Below are 20,244 nucleotides of genomic sequence, written 5' to 3' on the forward strand. Positions count from 1 at the left end.
CTCTCCCTGGCGTCGCGCGCCGTTAAATCTTCACTCCGCGGCGGCTGTAGAAGGCGCCGCTCTCGCCCCGGGTCAGGAAGACCAGGAAGGCATGCATCAGCTTGCCGAAGGGGAACCAGATCAACAGCGCCGCCACCGACAGCATGTGGATCGCCAGCAGCGTCTCGTAGCGGGCGCCGAGATGGGCGACGGCCAACAGGCCGGTCAGCACCGGCAGGAAGGTGATCGCCCAGGTGAACCAGTCGTTGAAGGTCGAGATCAGGCGCAGCACCGGGCTGGTCATCCGCCGCACCAGCGCCGCGATCAGCGAGGCCAGTGTGACGACGCCGGCGACGGTGATGACGCCGGTCGGCAGGCCGGGCCAGGACAGGCCGAAGACGCCGTCGATGAACAGGATATGCTGGGTGAAGCCGAAGACGATCACCGCCAGGCCGATATGGAAGACATAGCCGTTGATCAGGGTGAAGCGCGAGGTCAGGCCGAAATCCTTGGGCACCCAGAGGTGGCGGATCAGCGTGCCCAGGGCGCCGGCGGCGGCCGAGGGCGCGCCGGCGCGCTTGACCGTGCGGTCCTTGGCCCAGGGCAGCAGCACGATCGCGAACAGGCGCCAGAACACGCCGAGCAGGAACACCGCCATGGCGAAATCCAGCGCCGGGCCGCGGGCGAAATCGAGCAGGCTCATCACTGGGTCTCCTTCTCGCTGGCCTGTTTCGCTGCCGCTTCGGCGGCCTCGAGTGCGGCGACCCGCTTGCGCCGGGCGAGCCAGGCGCTGGCGCCGCCGGCGGCGACCCCGGCGACGGCGGCGCCGCCGAGGATGGCGCGGTTGCCCATCACCGAGGCCGAGAGCGGCTTGTAGAAGCTGCCGCGATCCCAGAAATTCGGCTCCGAGCAGCCCAGGCAGCCATGGCCCGACTGGATCGGGAAGGACACGCCGCCGTTCCATTTCAGCGTCGCGCAGGCGTTGTAGGTCACCGGGCCCTTGCAGCCGACCTCGTAAAGGCACCAGCCGTTGCGCGCGCCCTCGTCGTCGAAGCTCTTGGCGAACAGGCCCTTGTCGTAGAACGGCCGCCGGTAGCAGCGGTCGTGGATCGAGTCGCCGAAGAAGGCCTTGGGCCGGTTCAGGTGGTCGAGCTCGGGCAGTTTGCCGAAGGTGACGAAATAGGCCACCGTGCCGGCGATCGCTTCGGGGATCGGCGGGCAGCCCGAGACGTTGACCACCGGCTTGTCGGTGACGATGTCGGCCACCGGCACCGCGCCGGTCGGGTTCGGATTGGCGCCGGGGATGCCGCCGAAGGCCGCGCAGGAGCCGACCGAGATCACGGCGGCGGCGTTGGCGGTGACGTCCTTGAGCGTCTGCAGGTTGGTCTTGCCGGCATTGGTCGAGTAGACGCCGCCGTCCAGCGTCGAGACCGAGCCGTCGACGACGACGACATACTTGCCCTTGTTGGCCTCCATCGCCGCCGCCATCGCCTCTTCCGCCGGTGTGCCGGAGGCCGCCATCAAGGTCTCGTGATAGTCGAGCGAGATCAGGTCGAAGATCATGTCCTCGATCGTCGGGCTGAAGGAGCGGGTCAGCGATTCGGTGCAGCCGGTGCATTCCTGGAAGGACAGCCAGATCACCGACTGGCGCGGGCTGTTGGCCAGCGCCTCTGCCATCGCGCGCGAGGCCATCGGCGGCAGCGCCAGCGCGCTGGCCAGGTAGCCCGCGTATTTCAGAAGCGCGCGGCGCGAGATGCCCCGCGCCGCCAGCAGATCGCCGATCCGTTCCTGTTCAGCCATTCCCCGTCTCCTCTGTCGCCGGCGGCTCTTCGGCCGCTGCCAGGTCCTCGTTGAGGCGTTTCAGCGATGCCCGCATGTCATCGGGATGGGCCGACAGGATATCGGGCACCCGCGCGATCTCGATCACTTCCGAGGCGATGTGGTCGCCGTCGCCGAAATGGCGCAGCCACCAGACCCCGGCGAAGCGCGTCTCCCAGACCTCGCTGCGGCCGGCGACATCCAGCGTCGCGGCGACGTCGCCGCTGCCCAGGGCCTCTTTCAGTTCCTTGCGGTCGCCCGCCGTCATCGGCAGGCTGCGCAGGTCGATGGCCGAGGCCTCTCCGGTTCTGGCCAGCGCCTCCAGCCGCTCGGCGATCTCGCGCAGCAAGCTGCGCGCCATGCCGGTGCGCAGGGGCGGGCGGTGCGGTGTCTCAGCGCTCATTGCGCCACTCCTCGAGCAGGTCCCGGACCGCCTGAACCGCCTGCGGGATCGCGGCGGCGACGGCCGGGGTGGGGGTCAGACCCCAGGTGGTGGTTTCGGGCTGGATCGCGACCAGGGCGCGGCGGCGCGGGCCGCAGCCGGCCAGGTCGGCGGCCTGCATCAGGTCGGCCAGCGCCACCTCGTGGGCGCTGCGCTTGGTGCCGGTCAGCTGGCGGTCCATATCCGCCCCCTTGAACACCCGCAGGGTGCCGGGGGCGGCATGCAGCTCCATCGCGTCGACGGCGATCAGCTCCGCCTCGGGGTCGATCTCGGCCAGCAGCGACAGGCCGATGGTGCCGCCGTCGCGGATGTTGAGCGGAAGCTCGGGCGCGTCGCGCGACAGCGCCTCGGTGACATGGATGCCGATGCCGTCATCGCTCAGCAGCAGGTTGCCGATGCCGAGCACGACCGTGAGCCTGACCTCCGGGGCAGAACCGTCCACGCCATCCCCCCTGTCTGCCGGAGCCTCTCCGGCCGTTTGTTGCCGCCGCATGCGCAGGCAGCCTCACGCTGCCGGTCCGCGAGGGCCGTTGTCATTGACCTGTGTCAACGATTAGCATGACGATTGTCTGGCAATTTTCAACCTTTGCGTGAGTGGCGCCCATGTGTCTTGCCGTGCCGATGCGGGTGATCGAGAGCGACGGCCTCACCGCGCGCTGCGAGGCGCGGGGCCAGGAGCGGCAGGTCAGCCTGTTCCTGATGCAGCACGAGGAGATCGCGCCGGGCGACCACGTCATGGTCCAGTTCGGCGAGGCGGTGGGCAAGATGAGCGCCGCGGAGGCCGAGGCCGCCTGGGCGCTCTACGACGAGATGCTGGCGGCCGAAGCGGAACGCTCGGCGGCGGCCGCGGCGGCCGGGCCGGCTAGGCGGTGAGCCACCCCTTCCGGGGGCCATTCTGCGCGGCGGCACACGGAAAAGTTTGCCATCGCATCAAAAAATTGGAATATTTGCGATTGACCCGCGACGGATCGGCTTATTTCCTTGCGTGTCATCGGGTGACCGGTGCCGGAGGAGGGCATTGGCCGACACGGGGAGGAGGCGCGGCGTGACCAGGACGAAAGGGCCCGGATGCCAGTGAGTTTCATCAGTTCCGAGATCTACCGGGCCACCGGCTACAGTCGCAATCATCCGCTGGCGATCCAGCGCATCGGCTCCGTGCTGACGCTTTCCGAACAGCTGGGCTGGCTTCCCGGCGGCTATGTCGACAGTTACCGCGCCACGCTCGACGACCTGCTGAAATTCCACAGCCCCGACTATGTCGCCGCCATCCGCGAGGCCGAGCAGAACCGCCGCGTCACCGAGGAGATGCGCGAGAAATACAAGATCGGCACGCTGGAGAACCCCGTCTTCCAGGGGTTGTACGAGCGCGCCAGCATGTCGGTCGGCGGCTCGATCCAGGCCGCCCGGCTGGCGGCCCGGGGCGGCATCGCCTACCATCCCTCGGGCGGCACCCATCACGGCATGCGCGACCATGCCTCGGGCTTCTGCTTCTTCAACGATCCGGTCTTTGCCATCCTGACCCTGCTCGAAGAGGGGATGGAGCGCGTCCTCTATGTCGATCTCGACGCCCATCACGGCGACGGGGTCGAATTCGCCTTCAAGGGCGAAGACCGGGTGATGACGATCTCGGTGCACGAGGAGAACCGCTGGCCCTGGACCGGCACGCTCGACGACCGCAGCACGGGCAATGCCCGCAATCTGCCGGTCCCGCGCGAGATGAACGATTCCGAGATGGATTTCCTGATGGCCTCGGCGGTGCTGCCGCTGGCCCGCCGCTTCGCGCCGCAGGCCGTCGTCGTCACTTGCGGCGCCGATCCGCTCGACGGCGATCCGCTGTCCTCGCTGGCGCTGTCGAACAGCTGCCTGTGGGACGCGGTGATGGCGCTGACCGAGCTGGCGCCGGCCACCGTGGTGCTGGGCGGCGGCGGCTACAACCCGTGGACCGTGGCGCGCTGCTGGACCGGGCTCTGGGGTCGGATCGCGGGCTACGACATGCCCGGGGAATTGCCGCCGGAAAGCCGGGCACTGCTGGAGGCGCTCGACTGCGACCTGGTGGATGACGAGGACGAAATGCGCCCGGAATGGACCGCCACGCTTGCCGATCCGCGCAACGATGGCATGATACGGGAACGCTTCCACGAGATTGCGGAGGCGGTTCTGGCGCCGGGCGGAAATGAACTGGTCGCGTGACGCGCGCCTGGAGGGAGGATTGAGATGTCGGATTGGCTGAGCCGGATCGAGGCGATCGAAGAGCTTGAGGACGCGGATTTCGACGCCGGGCTCGTCGCCGAGATGGAGCGCGCCCAGGCCCAGATCATGGGCCGCGAGCTGCGCTTCTCGACCCCGACCTTCAAGGAATACGACTCGACCGAGGTCAAGGGCTGCGGCAAGAACTCCTTCCCCGCCTTCTCGATCACCGCCGGCGGCTGTGCTCTCGACTGCGATCACTGCCAGGCGAAAATCCTCGAGCCGATGATCCCGGCGACCAAGCCCGAGATGCTCGACCAGAAGGTGCGCGACCTGATCATGCTGCAGGACCTGCAGGGCTTCCTGCTGTCCGGCGGCTCGAACCGGCGCAACGAGATCCGCTACGAGCGGTTCTACCCGGTGATCGAGGGGTTGAAGCGCGATTTCCCCCATCTCAAGGTCGCGATCCACACCGCGCTGACCGACGAGGCCGGGGCCAAGCGGATGGAATCGGCCGGCGTCGACACCGCGATGATGGACGTGATCGGCTCGGACGAGACGATCAAGCAGGTCTATCACCTCGACCGCCCGGTCGAGGATTTCGAGGCGACGCTGGCGGCGCTGACCGCGACCAGGATGGAGGTCTCGCCCCATATCGTCGTCGGCCTGCATTACGGCGAGATCAAGGGCGAGGCGCGGGCGCTGGACATGGTGGCGCGCTACCCGGTCAACGCGCTGGTGCTGGTCGTCATCATGCCGTTCTACGCCAAGCCCGGCACCTTCAAGACGCCGAGCACCGGCGATGTCGGCCGCATCTTCCTCGAGGCCCGGACCCGGCTGGCCGACAAGCAGGTGCTGCTGGGCTGCGCCCGGCCGGCGGGGATGCACAAGCGGATCACCGACGCCTATGCGGTGATGGCGGGCCTCGACGGCATCGCCTTCCCGGCCGAGGGCGCGGTGGCGGTGTCGGACGCGATCGGCCGGCCCTGGCATCAGGAGCACGCCTGCTGCTCGATCAAGATCGGCGCCGATATCGGCAAGGGGGCGGGGCTCAAGGTCCCGTCCTGCGCGGCATGAGCGCGCCCGAACGGGTCGACGTGCTCGTCTCGGGGCTGGGGCCCGCCGGGGCGGCGGCCGCGGCGGCTGCGGCCAGGGCAGGGTGGAAGGTGCTGGCGGTCGAGCGCAACGCCCATCCCGGCCTGCCGGTGCAATGCGCCGAATTCGTGCCGATGATGATCGGCACCGACGTGCCCGACGTGACCGCGGCGCGGATCCAGGACATCGCGGCGATGGAGACCTTCGTCGGCGCCGAGCCGGCCGACGTCACCCCCGACTTCCGCGGCTACATGATCGACCGCGCCCGCTTCGATCGGGCGCTGATCGAAAAGGCGATGGCGGCCGGGGTGCAATGCTGCTTCGGCACGCCGGTGCGGGCGATCTCGGCCGAGGGCGTGGTGACGGTCGGGGCCGGGGCCGAGGCCCGGACCATCGCCGCCAAGGTGATCATCGGCGCCGACGGGCCGCGCTCGCCGGTCGGCCGTGCCGCCGGCTGCCCGAATGTCGACTTGGTCGAGACCCGGCAAGTTACGGTCGACCTGCTGCAGCCGCATGACGGCACAGATATTTTCCTGCGCCCCGAGATCGTCGGCGGTTACGCCTGGCTGTTCCCGAAGGGGGAACTGGCCAATCTCGGCCTCGGCGTGATCCCCGAGCACAAGGCGCGGCTCAAGCCGCTGCTCGACGGGCTGCAGGCCCAGCTCGTCGCCGAGGGGCGCGTCGGCCCCGCGATCCACCGCACCACCGGCGGGCTGATCCCGGTCGGCGGCATCACAGGGCTGGCCGAGAAGATCGGCGATGTGCCGGTTTTCCTGGCCGGCGATGCAGCCGGGCTGACCAACCCGGTGACCGGGGCGGGGATCAATTCGGCGGTGATTTCGGGCAAGCTGGCGGGCGAGGCCGCGGCGGCGCTGCTGGGCGGCGACCCGGAAGCCGGCGAGGATTACGCGGAAGAGATCGAGGATACGTTCGGCACCTCGCTGGCGCTGGCGGTGCGGCGGCGCCGGCAGGTGTTGGACGTATACCGGGAGGCGGAGCCGGGCCCCGACGCCCTGCGCGGCGGCTGGATCGCCTATCCGCAATATTGGAACAGGACTGAGGACGGGGCGGCCTGGCCCGCCTCGCATGGAACGACAGTGGAGGCGAGAGAAACAGCATGACCTGCCTGAAGCCGGAAAACGCGATGCCGGGCGCTGCGGGCGCCGGAGGCCTCGACTACAACGCCTATGACCGGATGGAGCCGCGCGCCCCGGGCAAGATCGAGGCGCCGTTCAGGAACGGCAAGCCGGTCAAGGATGCCAATATCGCGCCGCAGGGGCTTTATCGCCCGGATTACCGGGTGATGACGCCGCATATGCGCTCGCCCGAGTATGTCCAGATGTCGACCGCCGCGGCGATCACGCTGGGCCTGGTCGAAGGCCAGATGCACCGCTGCTCCTGCACCCGTTGCCTCAACCTGCTGCTGACCTACCCGGAAGGCTGTCGCGCCAACTGCGCCTATTGCGGCCTGGCCCGTCACCGCGAGGCCGAGCGCAACTATGCCGACCGCAACTTCATCCGCGTCGACTGGCCGGCGGTGTCGATGGACGAGATCGTCGACCGGGTGGCTGCGGATGTCGAGGGCTCGCCGTTCCACCGCATGTGCATCAGCATGATCACCCATCCGAACTCGGACGAGGACACGGTCACGGTGCTGAAGAAATGGGTGAACAAGATCGACCCGGACGCGATCCCGATCTCGATCCTGTCGAACCCGACGACGATGACCCGCGACGACGTCCAGACCTTGCGCGACCTGGGCTCGGACATCTTCACCGTGGCCCTCGACGCCGCCACGCCCGAGCTGTTCGACCGGACCCGGGGCAAGGGGGTGCAGTCGCCGCATACCTGGAAGAAATACTGGGAAATCATGCTCGAGGCCCGCGACATCTTCGGGCCGCAGAAATTCGGCGCCCATATCATCGTCGGCATGGGCGAGACCGAATACGAGGTGATGAAGGTGGTGCAGGACCTCGTCGATCTCGGCGGCCATAGCCACATGTTCTGCTTCTTCCCCGAGAAGGGCAGCCTGATGGACCACCTGCCGGCGACCCCGCGCGACCAGTGGCGCCGGGTCCAGCTGGCCCGCTACCTCGTCGATTATTGCGGCGTCAACATCAGCCAGATGAAATTCGACGAGGAGGGGCGGATCTCCGATTTCGGCCTGCCGGAATCCGAACTGGCGCCGATCATCGACGCCGGCATCGCCTTCCGGACCTCGGGCTGCCCGGGCAAGTTCGCCGACGACATCTCGGCCTGCGACCGGCCCTATGGCGACAGCCCGCCCTCGAACATCGCCTCCTACCCGTTCCCGCTGCAGGATGTCGACATCCGCAAGGTGCGCAGCCAGCTGAACATGCTGCGCGAGGGCGAGAGCTACGAGGACGGCGAGGAATTCGATCTGTAACGAAGAGGGGGGCGCTGCCCCCCGCCTTCGGCTCCCCCCGGAGTATTTCTGCAAAGAAGAAACGGGGATTTGATTGGAGACTAGGATGACCAGACCCTTTCGCGTGATCGATACCGGCGTGCGGCCCTGCCGCGACCAGATGGCCTTCGACCAGGCCCTGATCGAGTGTCACAAGGCGGGCGAGATCCCCGACACGGTGCGCTTCCTCACCTTCCCGCCCTCGGTGCTGGTCGGCCGTCACCAGGCGATCAGCCAGGAGCTCAACCTGCCCGCCTGCCGCGAGGCCGGCGTCGGCATCGGAAGGCGGATCACCGGCGGCGGCGCGCTCTATCTCGACGAGGGGCAATTCGGCTGGGAGCTGATCTTCTCCAAGCAGAGCCTCGGGCTGACCAACCTGGGCGATGTCGCGCGCGAGATCTGCGAGGCGGCGGCGGCCGGGCTGTCGAAGCTGGGCGTGGCGGTGAAGTACCGGCCGCGCAACGATCTCGAGGTCGAGGGGCGCAAGATCTCGGGCACCGGCGGCTTCTTCGACGGCGATACGATCTTCTACCAGGGCACGACGCTGGTCGACATGGACGGGGCCAGGATGGCCTCGCTGCTCAACATCCCCGTCGCCAAGCTGGCCAAGCGCGGCCAGACCAGCGGGGCGCAGCGCGTCGTCACCTTCACCGAGCTGTTCGACGGCACCCCGCCGCCGGTCGCCGAGATCAAGCAGGCGCTGCTGGACGGCTTTGCCGAGCGGCTGGGGATCGCCCCGCAATGGGGCGAGATCACCGAGCGCGAGGAAGAGGTGGCGCGCGAGATCTTCGACGAGGAGATCGGCCAGGACGAGTTCACCTATTCGATCGACAACCCGTCGCAGCCGGCGGACGTGCGCTCGGGCAGCTTCACCGGCCGGGGCGGGACCATCGCCGCCCATGTCCGGCTGGAAGGGCCGGCGCAGAACCGGATCCGCGAGATCGTGGTCACCGGCGATTTCTTCGTCACCCCGCCGAGCACGATCCTGAACCTGGAAGCGGCGCTGCGCGGGGTCATGGTCGACGAGATCGAGGCCGAGGTGGCGCGCTTCTTCGAGGAGGCGCAGGTCGGGCTCTTGACCGCGGCGCCGGCCGATTTCGCCCAGGCGATCCGCAACGCCATCGAGGGCGCCGAGGTCGTCGAGCCGGTGGGCTGAGGGCCCCCGTTCCCGCGCGCGCGGGCCGCCCTCCTCTTCCCGGTTGCGGTCCCGCGCCCGGATTTCGGCTTGGCTTCAGATCGGGGCTCGACAGGATCAATCGTTTGATTTAATCATTCGATTGAAAGGATGTGCCATGGCCGCGCCCACCGATGAGCCCGCCGGCGAGTCCACCGACGAGTCCGGGGACGAACCCGCCGTCGAGAGCACCCGCGACGCGCTGATCGCGGCGGGGCTGCATTGCTTCGGCCACAAGGGCTTTGCCGCCGCCTCGACGCGCGAGATCGCGGCCCGGGCGGGGGCGAATGTCGCCGCCATCGCCTATCACTTCGGTGGCAAGGAGGGGCTGCGTGCGGCCTGCGCCGAGACCGTCGCAGCGCGCATGGGCGGCATCCTCGACCCGCTCGACCCGCCGGGGGCGGACACGCCCGCCGCCGCCCGTGCCGTGCTCGATCAGGCGATCCGCGCCGTCACCCTGTTCCTCGCCTCGGCCCCCGGCGTCGCCGATATCGCCGCCTTCCTGCTGCGCGAGATCACCGATCCGGGCCCGGCCTTCGATCGCATCTATGCCGAGACCATCGGCCCGCGCCATGCCGCGCTGTGCCGGCTCTGGGGGCTGGCCGCCGGCACCGATCCCGAGGCCGAGGCCACCCGCCTCGCCGTTTTCGCGATGATGGGCCAGGTGCTCTATTTCCGCATCGGCCGGCCGGTGATCCTGCGCCGGATGGACTGGGAAGACATCACCCCCGACCGCGCCGCCGCCATCGCCGACCTGCTTGCCGCCAATCTCCACGCCGCTCTGGACGCCACCGAAAGGACCGCGCCATGACCGCCTTCGTCTGCTCCATCCCGCTGATCAGCATGCTGTTCCCGTCCTGCATCGCGCCGGCGCCGCTGGCCACGGGCTATGTCGAGGGCGATTACGTCCTCGTCGCCCCGGTCGCCGTGGCCCAGGTCGACGCGTTGAAGGTCCGGCGTGGCGACCATGTCGAGGCGGGCGCGGTGCTGGCGGTGACCGAGCATCGCGACGCCGAGATCGCGCTGGCCAAGGCGAAGGCGGCGCTGGCCCAGGCGGAAAGCCAGCTCGACAACCTGCGCGAGGGGCGGCGGCCGGAGGAGATCGCGGTGATCGAGGCGACGCTGGCCTCGAGCCAGGCCCAGGCGGCCGAGGTCGCCAAGGAGGTCACCCGGCTGAGAAGCCTCAACGACCGCGGCGTGACCTCGCAGGCCCAGCTCGACGACGCCACCACGCGGCTCGACGTCGCCCGGGCGCAGGTGGCGCAGGCGCGGGCCAACCTCGCCGTCGCCAAGCTGCCGGCGCGGCCGAAGGAGATCGAGGCCGCCGAGGCCGCCGTCGCCCAGGCCCGCGCCGGCCGCGCCGCCGCCGCCTGGCAACTGTCGCAGCGCACGCTGACGGCGCCTTCGGCCGGCACCGTCTACGACATCGTCCGCACCGTGGGCGAGATCGCCGGGCCGCAGGCGCCGGTGCTGTCCTTCCTGCCCGACGGGGCGGTGAAGCTGCGGCTCTACTTCCCGGAAACGGCGGTGTCGCAGATCAAGCCGGGCACCAAGCTGACGGTCCATTGCGACGGCTGCGGCGCCGGCCAGACGGCGACAATCACCTATGTCTCGGACTCGCCCGAATTCACCCCGCCGGTGATCTACTCGCTCGAGAACCGGCAGAAGCTGGTCTACCTGGTCGAGGCCCGGCCGGATGCCGACGCGTCGCGGCTCAAGCCCGGCCAGATCGTCGATGTCGCCCTGCCGGGGGGCGGCAAATGAAGGTGCCCGCGCCCTCTGCCGACGCGGCCCCGGCGATCGACGTGCGCGGCCTGGTCAAGCGCTACGGCCGCAACACCGTGGTCGACAATGTCTCGATGCGGGTGCGCAAGGGCGAGATCTCGGGCTTTCTCGGCCCCAACGGTTCGGGCAAGACGACGACGATCCGGGTGATGTGCGGGCTGCTGACGCCGAATGCGGGCTCGGGCCAGGTGCTGGGCCACGACCTGCTGACCGACGCCCGCGCGATCCGCAACGAAGTGGGCTACATGACCCAGCGGTTCTCGTTCTACGAGGACCTGTCGATTGCCGAGAACCTCGCTTTCGTCGCCGGGCTCTACCACCTCAAGCCGGTCAGCAAATACGTCAACGACACGCTCGAAGACCTGGGCCTGTCGAGCCGCCGCCACCAGCTGGCCGGCAGCCTGTCGGGCGGCTGGAAGCAACGGCTGGCGCTGGCCGCCTGCACCATGCACCAGCCCAGGCTCCTGCTGCTGGACGAGCCGACCGCCGGCGTCGACCCCAAGGCGCGACGCGAGTTCTGGGACGAGATCCACCGCCTTGCCGCCACCGGCATCACCGTGCTGGTCTCGACCCATTACATGGACGAGGCCGAACGCTGCCACCGCATCAACTACATCGCCTATGGCAAGCTGGTGGCCTCGGGCTCGGTCGCGGACGTGATCAAGGATGCCGGGCTGACCACCTATGTCGTCGAGGGCGTCGACAGCACCCGGATGATGGAACTGGACGACCGGCTGAAATCGGCGCCCGGCGTCGATCAGGTGGCGCCCTTCGGCACCCAGCTCCACGTCGTCGGCCAGGATGCCGAGGCGCTGAAGGCCTCGGTGACGCGGATTGCCGAGGCGGCGGGAGCCCGCGCCACGCCGGCCCAGACCAGCCTCGAGGACGCCTTCATCCATTTCATGGGCGATGTGAAGGACAACATGGAATGACCGGGTATTTCTCGTTCCGCCGCCTGTGGGCGATGCTGGTCAAGGAAGTCATCCAGATGCGGCGCGACCGGGTGACCTTCGCCATGCTGCTGTTCATCCCGCTGATGCTGCTGGTGCTGTTCGGCTATGCGATCAACAACGATCCCAAGCACCTGCCCGCCGCGCTCGTCGCCCCGACCCAGGACCGCTATACCCGCGCCATCGTCTCGGCGCTCGAGCTGACCGGCTACTACAAGTTCGATTACCCCTATGTCTCCGCCGCCGAGGCCGAGACGCTGATCTCGCGCGGCGACGTTTCCTTTGTGGTTACAATCCCCTCCGATTTCGGCCGCCGGGTCGAACGCGGCGACAATCCGCAGATCCTGATCGAGGCCGACGCCACCGATCCGGCAGTGGCCTCGGGCGCGGTCTCGACCCTGGGCACCGTCGCCTCGAAGGCGCTGCTGCGCGAGCAGGGGGCCGAGGCGCAGGCGGCCGACGGCCTGCGCTCGCAGCTGCAGGTGGTGGTCCACAAGCGTTACAATCCCGAGGGCATCACCCAATACAACATCGTGCCCGGCCTGCTGGGCGTGATCCTGCAGATGACGATGGTGATGATGACCTCGATGGCGCTGACGCGCGAGACCGAGCGGGGGACGATGGAGAACCTGCTCGCCCTGCCGGTGACGCCGCTCGAGATCATGCTGGGCAAGGTGCTGCCGTTCTTCTTCGTCGGCGCGGTGCAGATGGTGGTGATCCTGTTCGCCGCCAAGGTGCTGTTCGACGTGCCCTTCGTCGGCGGGCTGGGGCTGCTGTTGCTGGGGGTGCTGATCTTCGTGCTGGCGCTGGTGCTGCTGGGCTACACGATCTCGACGCTGGCCCGGACCCAGATGCAGGCGATGCAGCTGACTTTCTTCTTCTTCCTGCCCTCGATCCTGCTGTCGGGCTTCATGTTCCCGTTCCGCGGCATGCCGGGCTGGGCGCAGGATCTGGGCGAGGCGCTGCCGCTGACCCATTTCCTGCGGCTGGTGCGGGCGGTGATGCTGAAAGGGGCGGATTTCTACGTCGTCCAGTCGCAGATCGCCGCGCTGGTCGCCTTCGTGCTGGTCTTCGCCCTGCTGGCGCTCAGCCGCTTCCGCCGGACGCTGGACTGAGCCGGGCCCTACATCGTGCACTGCTCCGCCCGGTGCGCGCGGGAACCGCGCAGGGCGAGCGCCGTTATGACGTCGACAATCCCCCCAGCGCCGAGAGCAGCGCGGCGACGTTGCTGGCGTTGTACTTGCGCAGGAGGCTGGCCCGGTGCAGCTCGACCGTGCGGTGCGAGATCTCCAGCTTGCGGGCGATCTCCTTCGAGGTGTCGCCCTCGCCCAGCATCATCACCACCTGGCGCTCGCGCGGGGTGAGCTCCTGGCAGGGGCGGATCTCGGACAGGTCGGCAAAGCTCCAGACCGCGCGCTGCAGCGGCGCGTCGGGGGTGAAGGTGCGGCCGCGCACCCGGCACCAGAACGGCTGGCCGTCCTTGCGCGCCATGATCCGCTCGTCCCAGTAGCGGTTCTTCTCGCGCAGGTCCTTGACGCCCTTGTCGCGGATCTGGACGAATTCCAGCTCGGACGGGTAGAGGATCGCGAAGGATTGATCGCGCAGCTCGTCGATCTCGTAGCCGAACATGGCGGCGAAGGCGCGGTTGCAGTCGCGGATCACCCGGTTTTCGGTGAACACCAGGCCGATCGGCGCTTCCATGAAACCAAGGGCCGCGAACTCGCCCGTGGCATAGGCCTCGGCGATAGGTATTTCCACGATCTTGTCCGACATGCGCTTCCGTGTGAGCCTTTTTGCGCGAAAGTTAGTCGATCGTCGGGGAGGGCACAATTGCCTTGCGGCGGTCGCCGAAGGGAGGACATCCGATGAAACTTGCAGCTCGCCTGATTGGCGGCGCGCTGGCCGCTGCCGTCATGGCCGCGCCGGCCTTCGCTGCCGATCCGATCAAGATCGCCCTGGTGCACGGCACCTCGGGCGCCAGTTTCGACGTCTACTCGAAGCAGTCCGAGACCGGCTTCGAGATGGGGCTCGAATATGCCACCAAGGGCACGATGGAGGTCAATGGCCACAAGATCGAACTGATCCACAAGGACACCCAGTTCAAGCCCGACGTCGCCCGCGCCGTGCTGGCCGAGGCCTATGGCGACGACGACGCGCTGATCGCGGTCGGCGGCACCTCGTCCGGGGTGACCAAGGGCATGTTGCCCATCGCCAAGGAATACAAGCGCATCCTGCTGGTCGAGCCGGCGGTGGCGGATTCGCTGACCGGGCCGGACAGCAACCGCTACGTCTTCAAGACCTCGCGCAACTCGTCGATGGACATGCAGGCCCAGGCGCTGGCGCTGAAGCCGGGCAAGGACCTGCACGTCGCGACCCTGGCGCAGGATTACGCCTTCGGCCGTGACGGCATCAAGGCGTTCAAGGCGGCGCTCAAGGGCACCGGCGCGACCGTGGTCGACGAGGAATACGCGCCGATCAAGACCACCGACTTCACCGCCGCGGCCGAGCGCATGTTCAACGCGCTCAAGGACAAGCCGGGCCGCAAGGTGATCCTGATCTACTGGGCCGGCGGCGGCGACCCGCTGGGCAAGATCGCGGCGATGGACCCGGGCCGCTACGGCATCAAGCTGTCGACCGGCGGCAACATCCTGCCGGCGCTGGCCGCCTACAAGGCGGTGCCGGGGATGGAGGGCGCGACCTACTACTACTACGAGGACGCCAAGAACCCGATCAACGACTGGCTGGTGAAAGAGCACGAGAAGCGTTTCGGCACCCCGCCGGACTTCTTCACCGCCGGCGGCATGGCGGCGGCGCTGGCCGTGGTCAAGGCGATCGAGACCGCCAAGACGCTCGACACCGAGGGCCTGATAAAGGCGATGGAAGGCATGAGCTGGGAGACGCCGAAGGGCAAGATGACGTTCCGCAAGGAAGATCACCAGGCGCTGCAGAGCATGTATGCCTTCAAGATCAAGGTCGACCCGAACGTCAAATGGGCGATCCCGGAACTGACCCGGGTGATCACGCCGGACGAGATGAACATCCCCATCGGCCGGCACGACCAATAACGCCGAGAAACCTCCGACGGGCCGCCCCGCAGCCTCGGGGCGGCCCCGACATGCCCGCAGACAATGGAAGTGAGCCTGCCCGTGACGCACGCAGCGCCGCAGACCCCTTCGCTCGAGACCCGCGACCTGACGATCCGCTTCGGTGGCCACGTCGCCGTCAACGCCGTCAGCTGCGCTTTCCGGCCGGGTGAACTGACCGTGATCGTCGGCCCCAACGGGGCCGGCAAGACGACCTATTTCAACCTGATCTCCGGCCAGCTGAAGCCGAGTGCCGGCCAGGTGCTCAAGGACGGCCGCGACATCACCCGGCTGGCGCCCTCGGGCCGGGCCCGCGCCGGCATCGGCCGCGCCTTCCAGCTCACCAACCTGTTTCCCCAGCTCTCGGTGCTCGAGAACATCCGCCTCGCCGTGCAGGCCCGCGCCGGCGTCGGCCGCCAGTTCCTGCGCCGCGCCGCCGCGCATACCGAGCTGACCCGCAAGGCCGAGGGCTACCTGGAAGCGACCCGCCTGACCGGCATCGCCCACCAGACCGCCGCCGCCCTGCCGCATGGCGACCAGCGCAAGCTCGAGGTGGCGCTGCTCTTGGCGATGGAGCCGGACGTCTTCATGTTCGACGAGCCCACGGCCGGCATGTCGCTCGACCACGCGCCCGACGTGCTCGAGCTGATCGCCGAGATCAAGAAGGACACGCGGCGGACGGTGCTGCTGGTCGAGCACAAGATGGACGTGGTCCGGGCGCTGGCCGACCGCATCATCGTGCTGCACAACGGCACCTTGCTGGCCGACGGCAAGCCCGACGAAATCATGAATTCCGACCTCGTGCGCGAGGTCTATCTCGGCAAGCGGGGGGCGGCATGAGCGCCTTGGTTCTAGACGGCGTCCAGACCAGGATCGGCCGCTATTCCGTCCTTCACGACGTCAGCTTCACCGTGCCCGAGGGCGGCGTCTTCGTCCTGCTGGGCCGAAACGGCGCCGGCAAGACCACGACCCTGCGCAGCATCATGGGGCTGTGGCAGCCCGAGGCCGGTTCGGTGAAGTTCGGCGCGACCGAGCTGCGCGGCATGCACACCTCGGCCATCGCCCGGCTGGGCATCGCCTTCGTGCCCGAGGACATGGGCATCTTCCGCGGCTTGACCGTGGCCGAGAACATGGTGCTGGCGACCGAGAGCGGCCGCTTCGACCAGAAACGGCTGGACTGGATTTACGATCTGTTCCCGGCGCTGAAGAAGTTCTGGCATTCGGCGGCCGGCGGGCTGTCGGGCGGGCAGAAGCAGATGCTGGCCGTCGCCCGGGCGATCATCGAGCCGCGCAAGCTGATCCTGATCGACGAGCCGACCAAGGGCCTCGCCCCGGCGATCGTCGATGCCATGGCCGAGGCGTTCCGCGAGATCTCGGAGCGCACGACGATCCTGCTGGTCGAGCAGAATTTCGAATTCGCCCGCTCGCTGGGGCGGGACATGGCGGTGATCGAGGACGGCCGCATCGTCCATCGCGGTTCCATGGACGCCTTCGCCGAGGATCGGGAATTGCAGACCCGGCTTCTGAGCCTGTCGGTCTGAGGGGGAGAAGACAATGTATGCTGAAACGACGCATTTCGTCCCGTTCTGCCCGGAGCGCGCAGCGGTCCGGGCCGCGCCCGGCCGCCGCCCCGGGTGGGCGCGATTTGCGCCCACCCGCGGCCGGTCTCGTCCCTCCGTCACCAAGAAGCCATTTGGAGAGGCCCCGGCATGAATACCCTTTCCAGGACCCTCGAACGTTTCGGCGGGGTCAACCTGCTGCCTGTCATCGTGGCGCTCGTTGCCCTGCTCCTCACCGGCTCGGCCTCGACCTGGGTCACGCTGACGGTCGCCGGGCTGGCGATGGGGATGATGATCTTCCTCATGGCCTCGGGCCTCAGCCTCGTCTTCGGGCTGATGGACGTGCTCAATTTCGGCCATTCCGCCTTCGCCTCGCTCGGTGCCTTCATCGCCGCCTCGGTGCTGGCCCATATGGGCGGCTGGCTCGGCGCCGACAGCTGGGTGCTCAACATCGCCGCCTTCCTCGTCGCCATCGGCGCGGCGGTGATCTTCGGCCTGATCGGCGGCTTCCTGTTCGAGACCATCATCATCCGCCCGGTCTATCGCGACCACCTGCGCCAGATCCTGATCACCATGGGCGCGCTGATCGTCGCCGAGCAGATCATCTTCGTCATCTGGGGCGGCTCGCCGATCAGCGTCGCCCGGCCCAAGGTGCTGGAAGGCTCGCTGATCTGGGGCGACATCTCGATCGGCAACTACCGGCTGTTCGCGGTCTTCCTCGGCGTGCTGGTCTACGGCGCGCTGCACCTGCTGCTCAACCGCAGCCGAGTCGGCCTCTTGATCCGCGCCGGGGTCGAGAACCGCGAGATGGTCGAGGCGCTGGGCTATCGCATCGGTCGGCTGTTCATCGGCGTCTTCATGCTGGGCTCGGCACTGGCGGCGATGGGCGGGGCGATGTGGGGCGGCTACCAGACCCTGATCTCGCCGACGCTGGGGGCGCAGATGATGATCGTGGTCTTCATCGTCGTCATCATCGGCGGGCTCGGCTCGATCCAGGGCACGCTGCTGGGGGCGCTGCTGGTCGGGCTGATCGACAACTATGTCGGCTTCCTGATGCCGAAGATGGCGCTGGCCTCGAACATGATCCTGATGATGGCAATCCTGCTGTGGCGCCCCAACGGGCTGCGCCCGGCGGTGAAGTGAGGGCGTGACCATGACCGATACCACGAGCACAGCCCGCACCTCCGCCGGCCGCACTTCCACCGGCCGCCACGTCGTCCGCCTGCTCGCCCTCGTCATCGGGCTGGCGCTGCTGTTCGCCCCGTTCCTGTTCCCCGGCGTCCGGGCGCTGGAGGTGGCGGCGCGGATCTGCGTCTTCGTCGTGCTGGTGGCCAGCTACGACCTGCTGATCGGCTATACCGGCATCGTCAGCTTCGCCCATACGATGTTCTTCGGCCTCGGCGCCTATGGCACCGCCATCGGCCTGCGCCGGATCGGCGAGGGCTGGGATGGGCTGATCCTGGGCGGCGCCGCCGGGGTGGCCGTGGCGCTGGTGCTGGCGATCCTGGTCGGGCTGTTGTCGCTGCGGGTGCGGGCGATCTTCTTCGCCATGGTGACACTCGCCGTCGCCTCGGTGATGCTGGTCCTGGCCTCGCAGCTCTCCGGCCTGACCGGCGGCGAGGATGGCATCACCTATTCCGTGCCGGACATCTTCAGCCCGGCCACGGCGCTGCTGCACGACGCCCATGGCAAGACGCTGCGGCTGATGGGCGTGCGGATGACCGGCAAGATCACCGCCTATTACTTCGTCTTCGCCGGCTCTCTGGCGCTGTTCCTGGTGTTGTTGCGCGTCACCGTCTCGCCGCTGGGCACCGTGCTCAAGGCGATCCGCGAGAACGAGGGGAGGGCCGAGGCGCTGGGCTACCGCGTCGTCACCTACCGCACCTTCGTCTTCGGCTTCTCGGCGGTGATCGCGGCGCTGGCCGGGGTGCTCTATGCCACCTGGCTCAAATATACCGGGCCGGACACGACCTTGGGATTCGACATCATGGTCGATATCCTTTTGATGGTGGTGATCGGCGGCATGGGCACGATGTGGGGCGCGGTGATCGGCGCGGCGCTGATGGTGCTGGCGCAATACTACCTGCGCGACCTGATGGAGGCCGGGGCTGCCGCCGTCGCCAACGTCCCGCTGCTGCCGGACATGCTCAATCCGGACCGCTGGTTGCTCTGGCTCGGCGTCGTGTTCATCCTGCTGGTCTATTTCTTCCCCGCCGGTATCGCCGGCACCCTGATGTCCCGTGAGGTGAGTAAATGACCGAGACCCCGCATTCGCGCTACCTGCGCCTTGGCGCACACGAGATGCATGTCACCGAATGGGGCCATCCCGAGCAGCCGCCGCTGGTGCTGTGGCACGGGCTGGCGCGGACCGGGCGCGATTTCGACGAACTGGCGCGCGGGCTGAGCCACCGCTGGCACGTGCTCTGCCCCGACACGATCGGGCGCGGCATGTCGTCCTGGTCGCGCGATCCCGACACCGACTACACCATTGCCACCTATGCCGCGCATGCGCTGGCGATGCTCGACGCCTACGGCATCGGCCGCTGCGCCTGGCTGGGCACCTCGATGGGCGGGCTGATCGGCATGGATATCGCCTCGGGCCCGGCCGCCGAGCGGCTGAGCGCGCTGATCGTCAACGACATAGGGCCCGAGCTGCCGCAGGCAGCGGTGGACCGCATCGTCGCCTATGCCGGCACGCTGCCCGATTTCGCCGGCATGGCCGAGGCCGAGGCCTGGCTGCGCCAGGTCTACGCCCCCTTCGGCCCGGCCGAGGACAGCTTCTGGCAGCGGATGGCGGAATGCTCGGTGCGGCGGCGCGACAACGGCGTGCTGACCCTGCATTACGACCCGGCCATCGTGCGCCAGTTCGAAGTCCATCCCGAGGATTTCTCGACTTGGGAGCGTTACGAGACCATCGCCACTCCGACCCAGCTGATCTGGGGCCGGCAGTCGGACCTGCTGACCGAGGAGATCATTAGCCGGATGCAGGCGAGCGGGCCCAGGCCCAAGGTGACGGTCTATGACAGCTGCGGCCACGCCCCCAGCCTGGTCAGCGCCGCCGCCATTGCCGATGTCTCGGAAACGCTCGACCGGCTGAGCGGCCGGACCGACTGACCGCGCTTGCGGCCGGCCCGTGGATCAACCGGGCCGGCCACCCTGGCCCCGCTTGGGGAAGCACCAGGTCCGGGCAGCCGGCCCGAAAGTCCCCTTCGGCGGACCTGTCGTGGGTGAGACGACGGGGGAGGTCCGCCCCGGTGGGGCTCCGGAACTCAGTCCTCTTCGAAATAGCCCTTGTCGCCCGAGAAGTGGCAGGCGGTGCAATTGGCAGAGGATTTCACCCGCTTCGACTGGAAATAGGTCGGGCTGATCTCGCTATGGACCCATTTCCACCACGGCATGTCGGTGATCTTCAAAGGCGTGTCCTGTGCCGTCAGCCCGCGCATGATGCCGCCATAGCCCTTGGCGTCGGCTGCATTGGCGACGAGGTAATCCTCGATCTTCTTCGTCGTCTCGGGGTCGAGGCTGGCATCCTCGCCGAAATGGTTCTCCAGGTTCGACATGATCGCCTTCCACGACCGGGCCGGCATCAGCCCGGGCGGATAGGCCATGTGGCAGGCCGAGCATTCGGTCTTGGCCGGTTCCTGGTTTACCGGCGGCACGGTGGCGCCCAGCACGGGCAGAGTGAGGGCGGGGAGGGTGAGGCCGGCCAGAACGGCGGCGGTGAGGGCGAGGCGGGTCATGGGCTCT

22 protein-coding genes are annotated in these 20,244 nt (G+C 68.3%); 16 read left to right on the forward strand and 6 right to left on the reverse strand.

Annotated features, from left to right (window positions below; all coding sequences use genetic code 11):
• Positions 1-22: 22 nt before the first annotated feature.
• Genes ACFOES_RS16185 through ACFOES_RS16200 form a run of 4 tightly spaced genes read right to left on the reverse strand, consistent with a single transcriptional unit; the run spans position 23 to position 2,681 of the window.
• The gene (locus tag ACFOES_RS16185; protein ID WP_377834406.1) at positions 23-682 is read right to left on the reverse strand and encodes a nitrate reductase; all 660 of its coding nucleotides are present in this window, start codon (positions 680-682) and stop codon (positions 23-25) included.
• On the reverse strand, positions 682-1,779 hold the full coding sequence (locus ACFOES_RS16190; RefSeq protein WP_377834407.1) for a hydrogenase small subunit: 1,098 nt from the start codon (positions 1,777-1,779) through the stop codon (positions 682-684). Before ACFOES_RS16190 ends, ACFOES_RS16185 begins: the two co-directional genes overlap by 1 nt.
• Positions 1,772-2,200, reverse strand: coding sequence for a hydrogenase expression/formation C-terminal domain-containing protein (locus tag ACFOES_RS16195; protein ID WP_377834408.1), 429 nt, complete (start codon positions 2,198-2,200; stop codon positions 1,772-1,774). Before ACFOES_RS16195 ends, ACFOES_RS16190 begins: the two co-directional genes overlap by 8 nt.
• Positions 2,190-2,681 carry a hydrogenase maturation protease gene (locus ACFOES_RS16200; RefSeq protein ID WP_377834409.1) on the reverse strand — a complete coding sequence of 164 codons (492 nt, stop codon included), beginning with the start codon at positions 2,679-2,681 and terminating at the stop codon, positions 2,190-2,192. The genes ACFOES_RS16195 and ACFOES_RS16200 overlap by 11 nt, the downstream gene beginning before the upstream one ends.
• Before the next feature lie 161 nt (positions 2,682-2,842).
• On the opposite strand from ACFOES_RS16200, the gene ACFOES_RS16205 reads away from it, so the two are divergent.
• The 10 genes from ACFOES_RS16205 to ACFOES_RS16250 all read left to right on the forward strand — a co-directional run bounded on the left by ACFOES_RS16205 (position 2,843) and on the right by ACFOES_RS16250 (position 12,970).
• Positions 2,843-3,112, forward strand: a complete 270-nt coding sequence (locus ACFOES_RS16205; protein WP_377834410.1) for a HypC/HybG/HupF family hydrogenase formation chaperone — start codon at positions 2,843-2,845, stop codon at positions 3,110-3,112.
• A gap of 195 nt (positions 3,113-3,307) precedes the next feature.
• Positions 3,308-4,429: an acetoin utilization protein AcuC gene (locus tag ACFOES_RS16210; protein WP_377834411.1), complete on the forward strand. Its 1,122-nt coding sequence runs from the start codon at positions 3,308-3,310 to the stop codon at positions 4,427-4,429.
• Between the two features lie 24 nt (positions 4,430-4,453).
• On the forward strand, positions 4,454-5,503 hold the full coding sequence (locus tag ACFOES_RS16215) for a radical SAM protein (RefSeq protein WP_377834412.1): 1,050 nt from the start codon (positions 4,454-4,456) through the stop codon (positions 5,501-5,503).
• A complete protein-coding gene (locus ACFOES_RS16220; protein ID WP_377834413.1) occupies positions 5,500-6,642 on the forward strand; it encodes a geranylgeranyl reductase family protein in 1,143 nt (380 codons plus the stop codon). The genes ACFOES_RS16215 and ACFOES_RS16220 overlap by 4 nt, the downstream gene beginning before the upstream one ends.
• The gene (locus ACFOES_RS16225) at positions 6,639-7,928 is read left to right on the forward strand and encodes a radical SAM protein (RefSeq protein ID WP_377834414.1); all 1,290 of its coding nucleotides are present in this window, start codon (positions 6,639-6,641) and stop codon (positions 7,926-7,928) included. Before ACFOES_RS16220 ends, ACFOES_RS16225 begins: the two co-directional genes overlap by 4 nt.
• Positions 7,929-8,013: 85 nt before the next feature.
• Positions 8,014-9,102, forward strand: coding sequence for a lipoate--protein ligase family protein (locus ACFOES_RS16230; RefSeq protein WP_377834415.1), 1,089 nt, complete (start codon positions 8,014-8,016; stop codon positions 9,100-9,102).
• A 136-nt stretch (positions 9,103-9,238) separates the two neighbouring features.
• A complete protein-coding gene (locus ACFOES_RS16235) occupies positions 9,239-9,931 on the forward strand; it encodes a CerR family C-terminal domain-containing protein (RefSeq protein WP_377834416.1) in 693 nt (230 codons plus the stop codon).
• Positions 9,928-10,884: an HlyD family secretion protein gene (locus ACFOES_RS16240; protein ID WP_377834417.1), complete on the forward strand. Its 957-nt coding sequence runs from the start codon at positions 9,928-9,930 to the stop codon at positions 10,882-10,884. Before ACFOES_RS16235 ends, ACFOES_RS16240 begins: the two co-directional genes overlap by 4 nt.
• Positions 10,881-11,837 carry an ABC transporter ATP-binding protein gene (locus ACFOES_RS16245; RefSeq protein WP_377834418.1) on the forward strand — a complete coding sequence of 319 codons (957 nt, stop codon included), beginning with the start codon at positions 10,881-10,883 and terminating at the stop codon, positions 11,835-11,837. Before ACFOES_RS16240 ends, ACFOES_RS16245 begins: the two co-directional genes overlap by 4 nt.
• Positions 11,834-12,970, forward strand: a complete 1,137-nt coding sequence (locus ACFOES_RS16250) for an ABC transporter permease (protein ID WP_377834419.1) — start codon at positions 11,834-11,836, stop codon at positions 12,968-12,970. Before ACFOES_RS16245 ends, ACFOES_RS16250 begins: the two co-directional genes overlap by 4 nt.
• 64 nt (positions 12,971-13,034) lie before the next feature.
• Here the strand turns inward: ACFOES_RS16250 and ACFOES_RS16255 are convergent, their stop codons facing one another.
• Positions 13,035-13,628 (reverse strand): LuxR C-terminal-related transcriptional regulator, encoded by a 594-nt coding sequence (locus ACFOES_RS16255; RefSeq protein WP_377834420.1) that lies wholly within the window; start codon positions 13,626-13,628, stop codon positions 13,035-13,037.
• Positions 13,629-13,720: 92 nt separating this feature from the next.
• On the opposite strand from ACFOES_RS16255, the gene ACFOES_RS16260 reads away from it, so the two are divergent.
• The 6 genes from ACFOES_RS16260 to ACFOES_RS16285 all read left to right on the forward strand — a co-directional run bounded on the left by ACFOES_RS16260 (position 13,721) and on the right by ACFOES_RS16285 (position 19,611).
• Positions 13,721-14,920 carry a substrate-binding domain-containing protein gene (locus ACFOES_RS16260; protein ID WP_377834421.1) on the forward strand — a complete coding sequence of 400 codons (1,200 nt, stop codon included), beginning with the start codon at positions 13,721-13,723 and terminating at the stop codon, positions 14,918-14,920.
• Positions 14,921-15,001: 81 nt separating this feature from the next.
• The gene (locus tag ACFOES_RS16265) at positions 15,002-15,778 is read left to right on the forward strand and encodes an ABC transporter ATP-binding protein (protein ID WP_377834422.1); all 777 of its coding nucleotides are present in this window, start codon (positions 15,002-15,004) and stop codon (positions 15,776-15,778) included.
• Positions 15,775-16,479: an ABC transporter ATP-binding protein gene (locus ACFOES_RS16270; protein WP_377834423.1), complete on the forward strand. Its 705-nt coding sequence runs from the start codon at positions 15,775-15,777 to the stop codon at positions 16,477-16,479. The genes ACFOES_RS16265 and ACFOES_RS16270 overlap by 4 nt, the downstream gene beginning before the upstream one ends.
• 168 nt (positions 16,480-16,647) lie before the next feature.
• Positions 16,648-17,640: a branched-chain amino acid ABC transporter permease gene (locus tag ACFOES_RS16275; protein ID WP_377834424.1), complete on the forward strand. Its 993-nt coding sequence runs from the start codon at positions 16,648-16,650 to the stop codon at positions 17,638-17,640.
• Positions 17,641-17,650: 10 nt separating this feature from the next.
• Positions 17,651-18,754 (forward strand): branched-chain amino acid ABC transporter permease, encoded by a 1,104-nt coding sequence (locus ACFOES_RS16280; protein ID WP_377834425.1) that lies wholly within the window; start codon positions 17,651-17,653, stop codon positions 18,752-18,754.
• Positions 18,751-19,611, forward strand: coding sequence for an alpha/beta fold hydrolase (locus tag ACFOES_RS16285; RefSeq protein ID WP_377834426.1), 861 nt, complete (start codon positions 18,751-18,753; stop codon positions 19,609-19,611). Before ACFOES_RS16280 ends, ACFOES_RS16285 begins: the two co-directional genes overlap by 4 nt.
• A 155-nt stretch (positions 19,612-19,766) precedes the next feature.
• On the opposite strand, the gene ACFOES_RS16290 is transcribed toward ACFOES_RS16285, so the two are convergent.
• Complete coding sequence (locus ACFOES_RS16290) at positions 19,767-20,237, reverse strand: diheme cytochrome c (protein WP_377834427.1); 471 nt, start codon at positions 20,235-20,237, stop codon at positions 19,767-19,769.
• Positions 20,238-20,244: the final 7 nt, after the last annotated feature.

This window comes from Acidimangrovimonas pyrenivorans, from assembly GCF_042643245.1.
In the GTDB taxonomy this organism is placed as follows: Bacteria; Pseudomonadota; Alphaproteobacteria; order Rhodobacterales; family Rhodobacteraceae; genus Acidimangrovimonas; species Acidimangrovimonas pyrenivorans.

What these genes read in the sequence shown, in the direction of transcription:
- ACFOES_RS16185 (WP_377834406.1), bottom strand. Translation starts at nt 682, where the DNA reads ATGAGCCTGCTCGATTTCGCCCGCGGCCCGGCGCTGGATTTCGCCATG.
- ACFOES_RS16190 (WP_377834407.1), bottom strand. Translation starts at nt 1,779, where the DNA reads ATGGCTGAACAGGAACGGATCGGCGATCTGCTGGCGGCGCGGGGCATC.
- ACFOES_RS16195 (WP_377834408.1), bottom strand. Translation starts at nt 2,200, where the DNA reads ATGAGCGCTGAGACACCGCACCGCCCGCCCCTGCGCACCGGCATGGCG.
- ACFOES_RS16205 (WP_377834410.1), top strand. Translation starts at nt 2,843, where the DNA reads ATGTGTCTTGCCGTGCCGATGCGGGTGATCGAGAGCGACGGCCTCACC.
- ACFOES_RS16210 (WP_377834411.1), top strand. Translation starts at nt 3,308, where the DNA reads ATGCCAGTGAGTTTCATCAGTTCCGAGATCTACCGGGCCACCGGCTAC.
- ACFOES_RS16215 (WP_377834412.1), top strand. Translation starts at nt 4,454, where the DNA reads ATGTCGGATTGGCTGAGCCGGATCGAGGCGATCGAAGAGCTTGAGGAC.
- ACFOES_RS16220 (WP_377834413.1), top strand. Translation starts at nt 5,500, where the DNA reads ATGAGCGCGCCCGAACGGGTCGACGTGCTCGTCTCGGGGCTGGGGCCC.
- ACFOES_RS16225 (WP_377834414.1), top strand. Translation starts at nt 6,639, where the DNA reads ATGACCTGCCTGAAGCCGGAAAACGCGATGCCGGGCGCTGCGGGCGCC.
- ACFOES_RS16230 (WP_377834415.1), top strand. Translation starts at nt 8,014, where the DNA reads ATGACCAGACCCTTTCGCGTGATCGATACCGGCGTGCGGCCCTGCCGC.
- ACFOES_RS16235 (WP_377834416.1), top strand. Translation starts at nt 9,239, where the DNA reads ATGGCCGCGCCCACCGATGAGCCCGCCGGCGAGTCCACCGACGAGTCC.
- ACFOES_RS16240 (WP_377834417.1), top strand. Translation starts at nt 9,928, where the DNA reads ATGACCGCCTTCGTCTGCTCCATCCCGCTGATCAGCATGCTGTTCCCG.
- ACFOES_RS16245 (WP_377834418.1), top strand. Translation starts at nt 10,881, where the DNA reads ATGAAGGTGCCCGCGCCCTCTGCCGACGCGGCCCCGGCGATCGACGTG.
- ACFOES_RS16250 (WP_377834419.1), top strand. Translation starts at nt 11,834, where the DNA reads ATGACCGGGTATTTCTCGTTCCGCCGCCTGTGGGCGATGCTGGTCAAG.
- ACFOES_RS16255 (WP_377834420.1), bottom strand. Translation starts at nt 13,628, where the DNA reads ATGTCGGACAAGATCGTGGAAATACCTATCGCCGAGGCCTATGCCACG.
- ACFOES_RS16260 (WP_377834421.1), top strand. Translation starts at nt 13,721, where the DNA reads ATGAAACTTGCAGCTCGCCTGATTGGCGGCGCGCTGGCCGCTGCCGTC.
- ACFOES_RS16270 (WP_377834423.1), top strand. Translation starts at nt 15,775, where the DNA reads ATGAGCGCCTTGGTTCTAGACGGCGTCCAGACCAGGATCGGCCGCTAT.
- ACFOES_RS16275 (WP_377834424.1), top strand. Translation starts at nt 16,648, where the DNA reads ATGAATACCCTTTCCAGGACCCTCGAACGTTTCGGCGGGGTCAACCTG.
- ACFOES_RS16280 (WP_377834425.1), top strand. Translation starts at nt 17,651, where the DNA reads ATGACCGATACCACGAGCACAGCCCGCACCTCCGCCGGCCGCACTTCC.
- ACFOES_RS16285 (WP_377834426.1), top strand. Translation starts at nt 18,751, where the DNA reads ATGACCGAGACCCCGCATTCGCGCTACCTGCGCCTTGGCGCACACGAG.
- ACFOES_RS16290 (WP_377834427.1), bottom strand. Translation starts at nt 20,237, where the DNA reads ATGACCCGCCTCGCCCTCACCGCCGCCGTTCTGGCCGGCCTCACCCTC.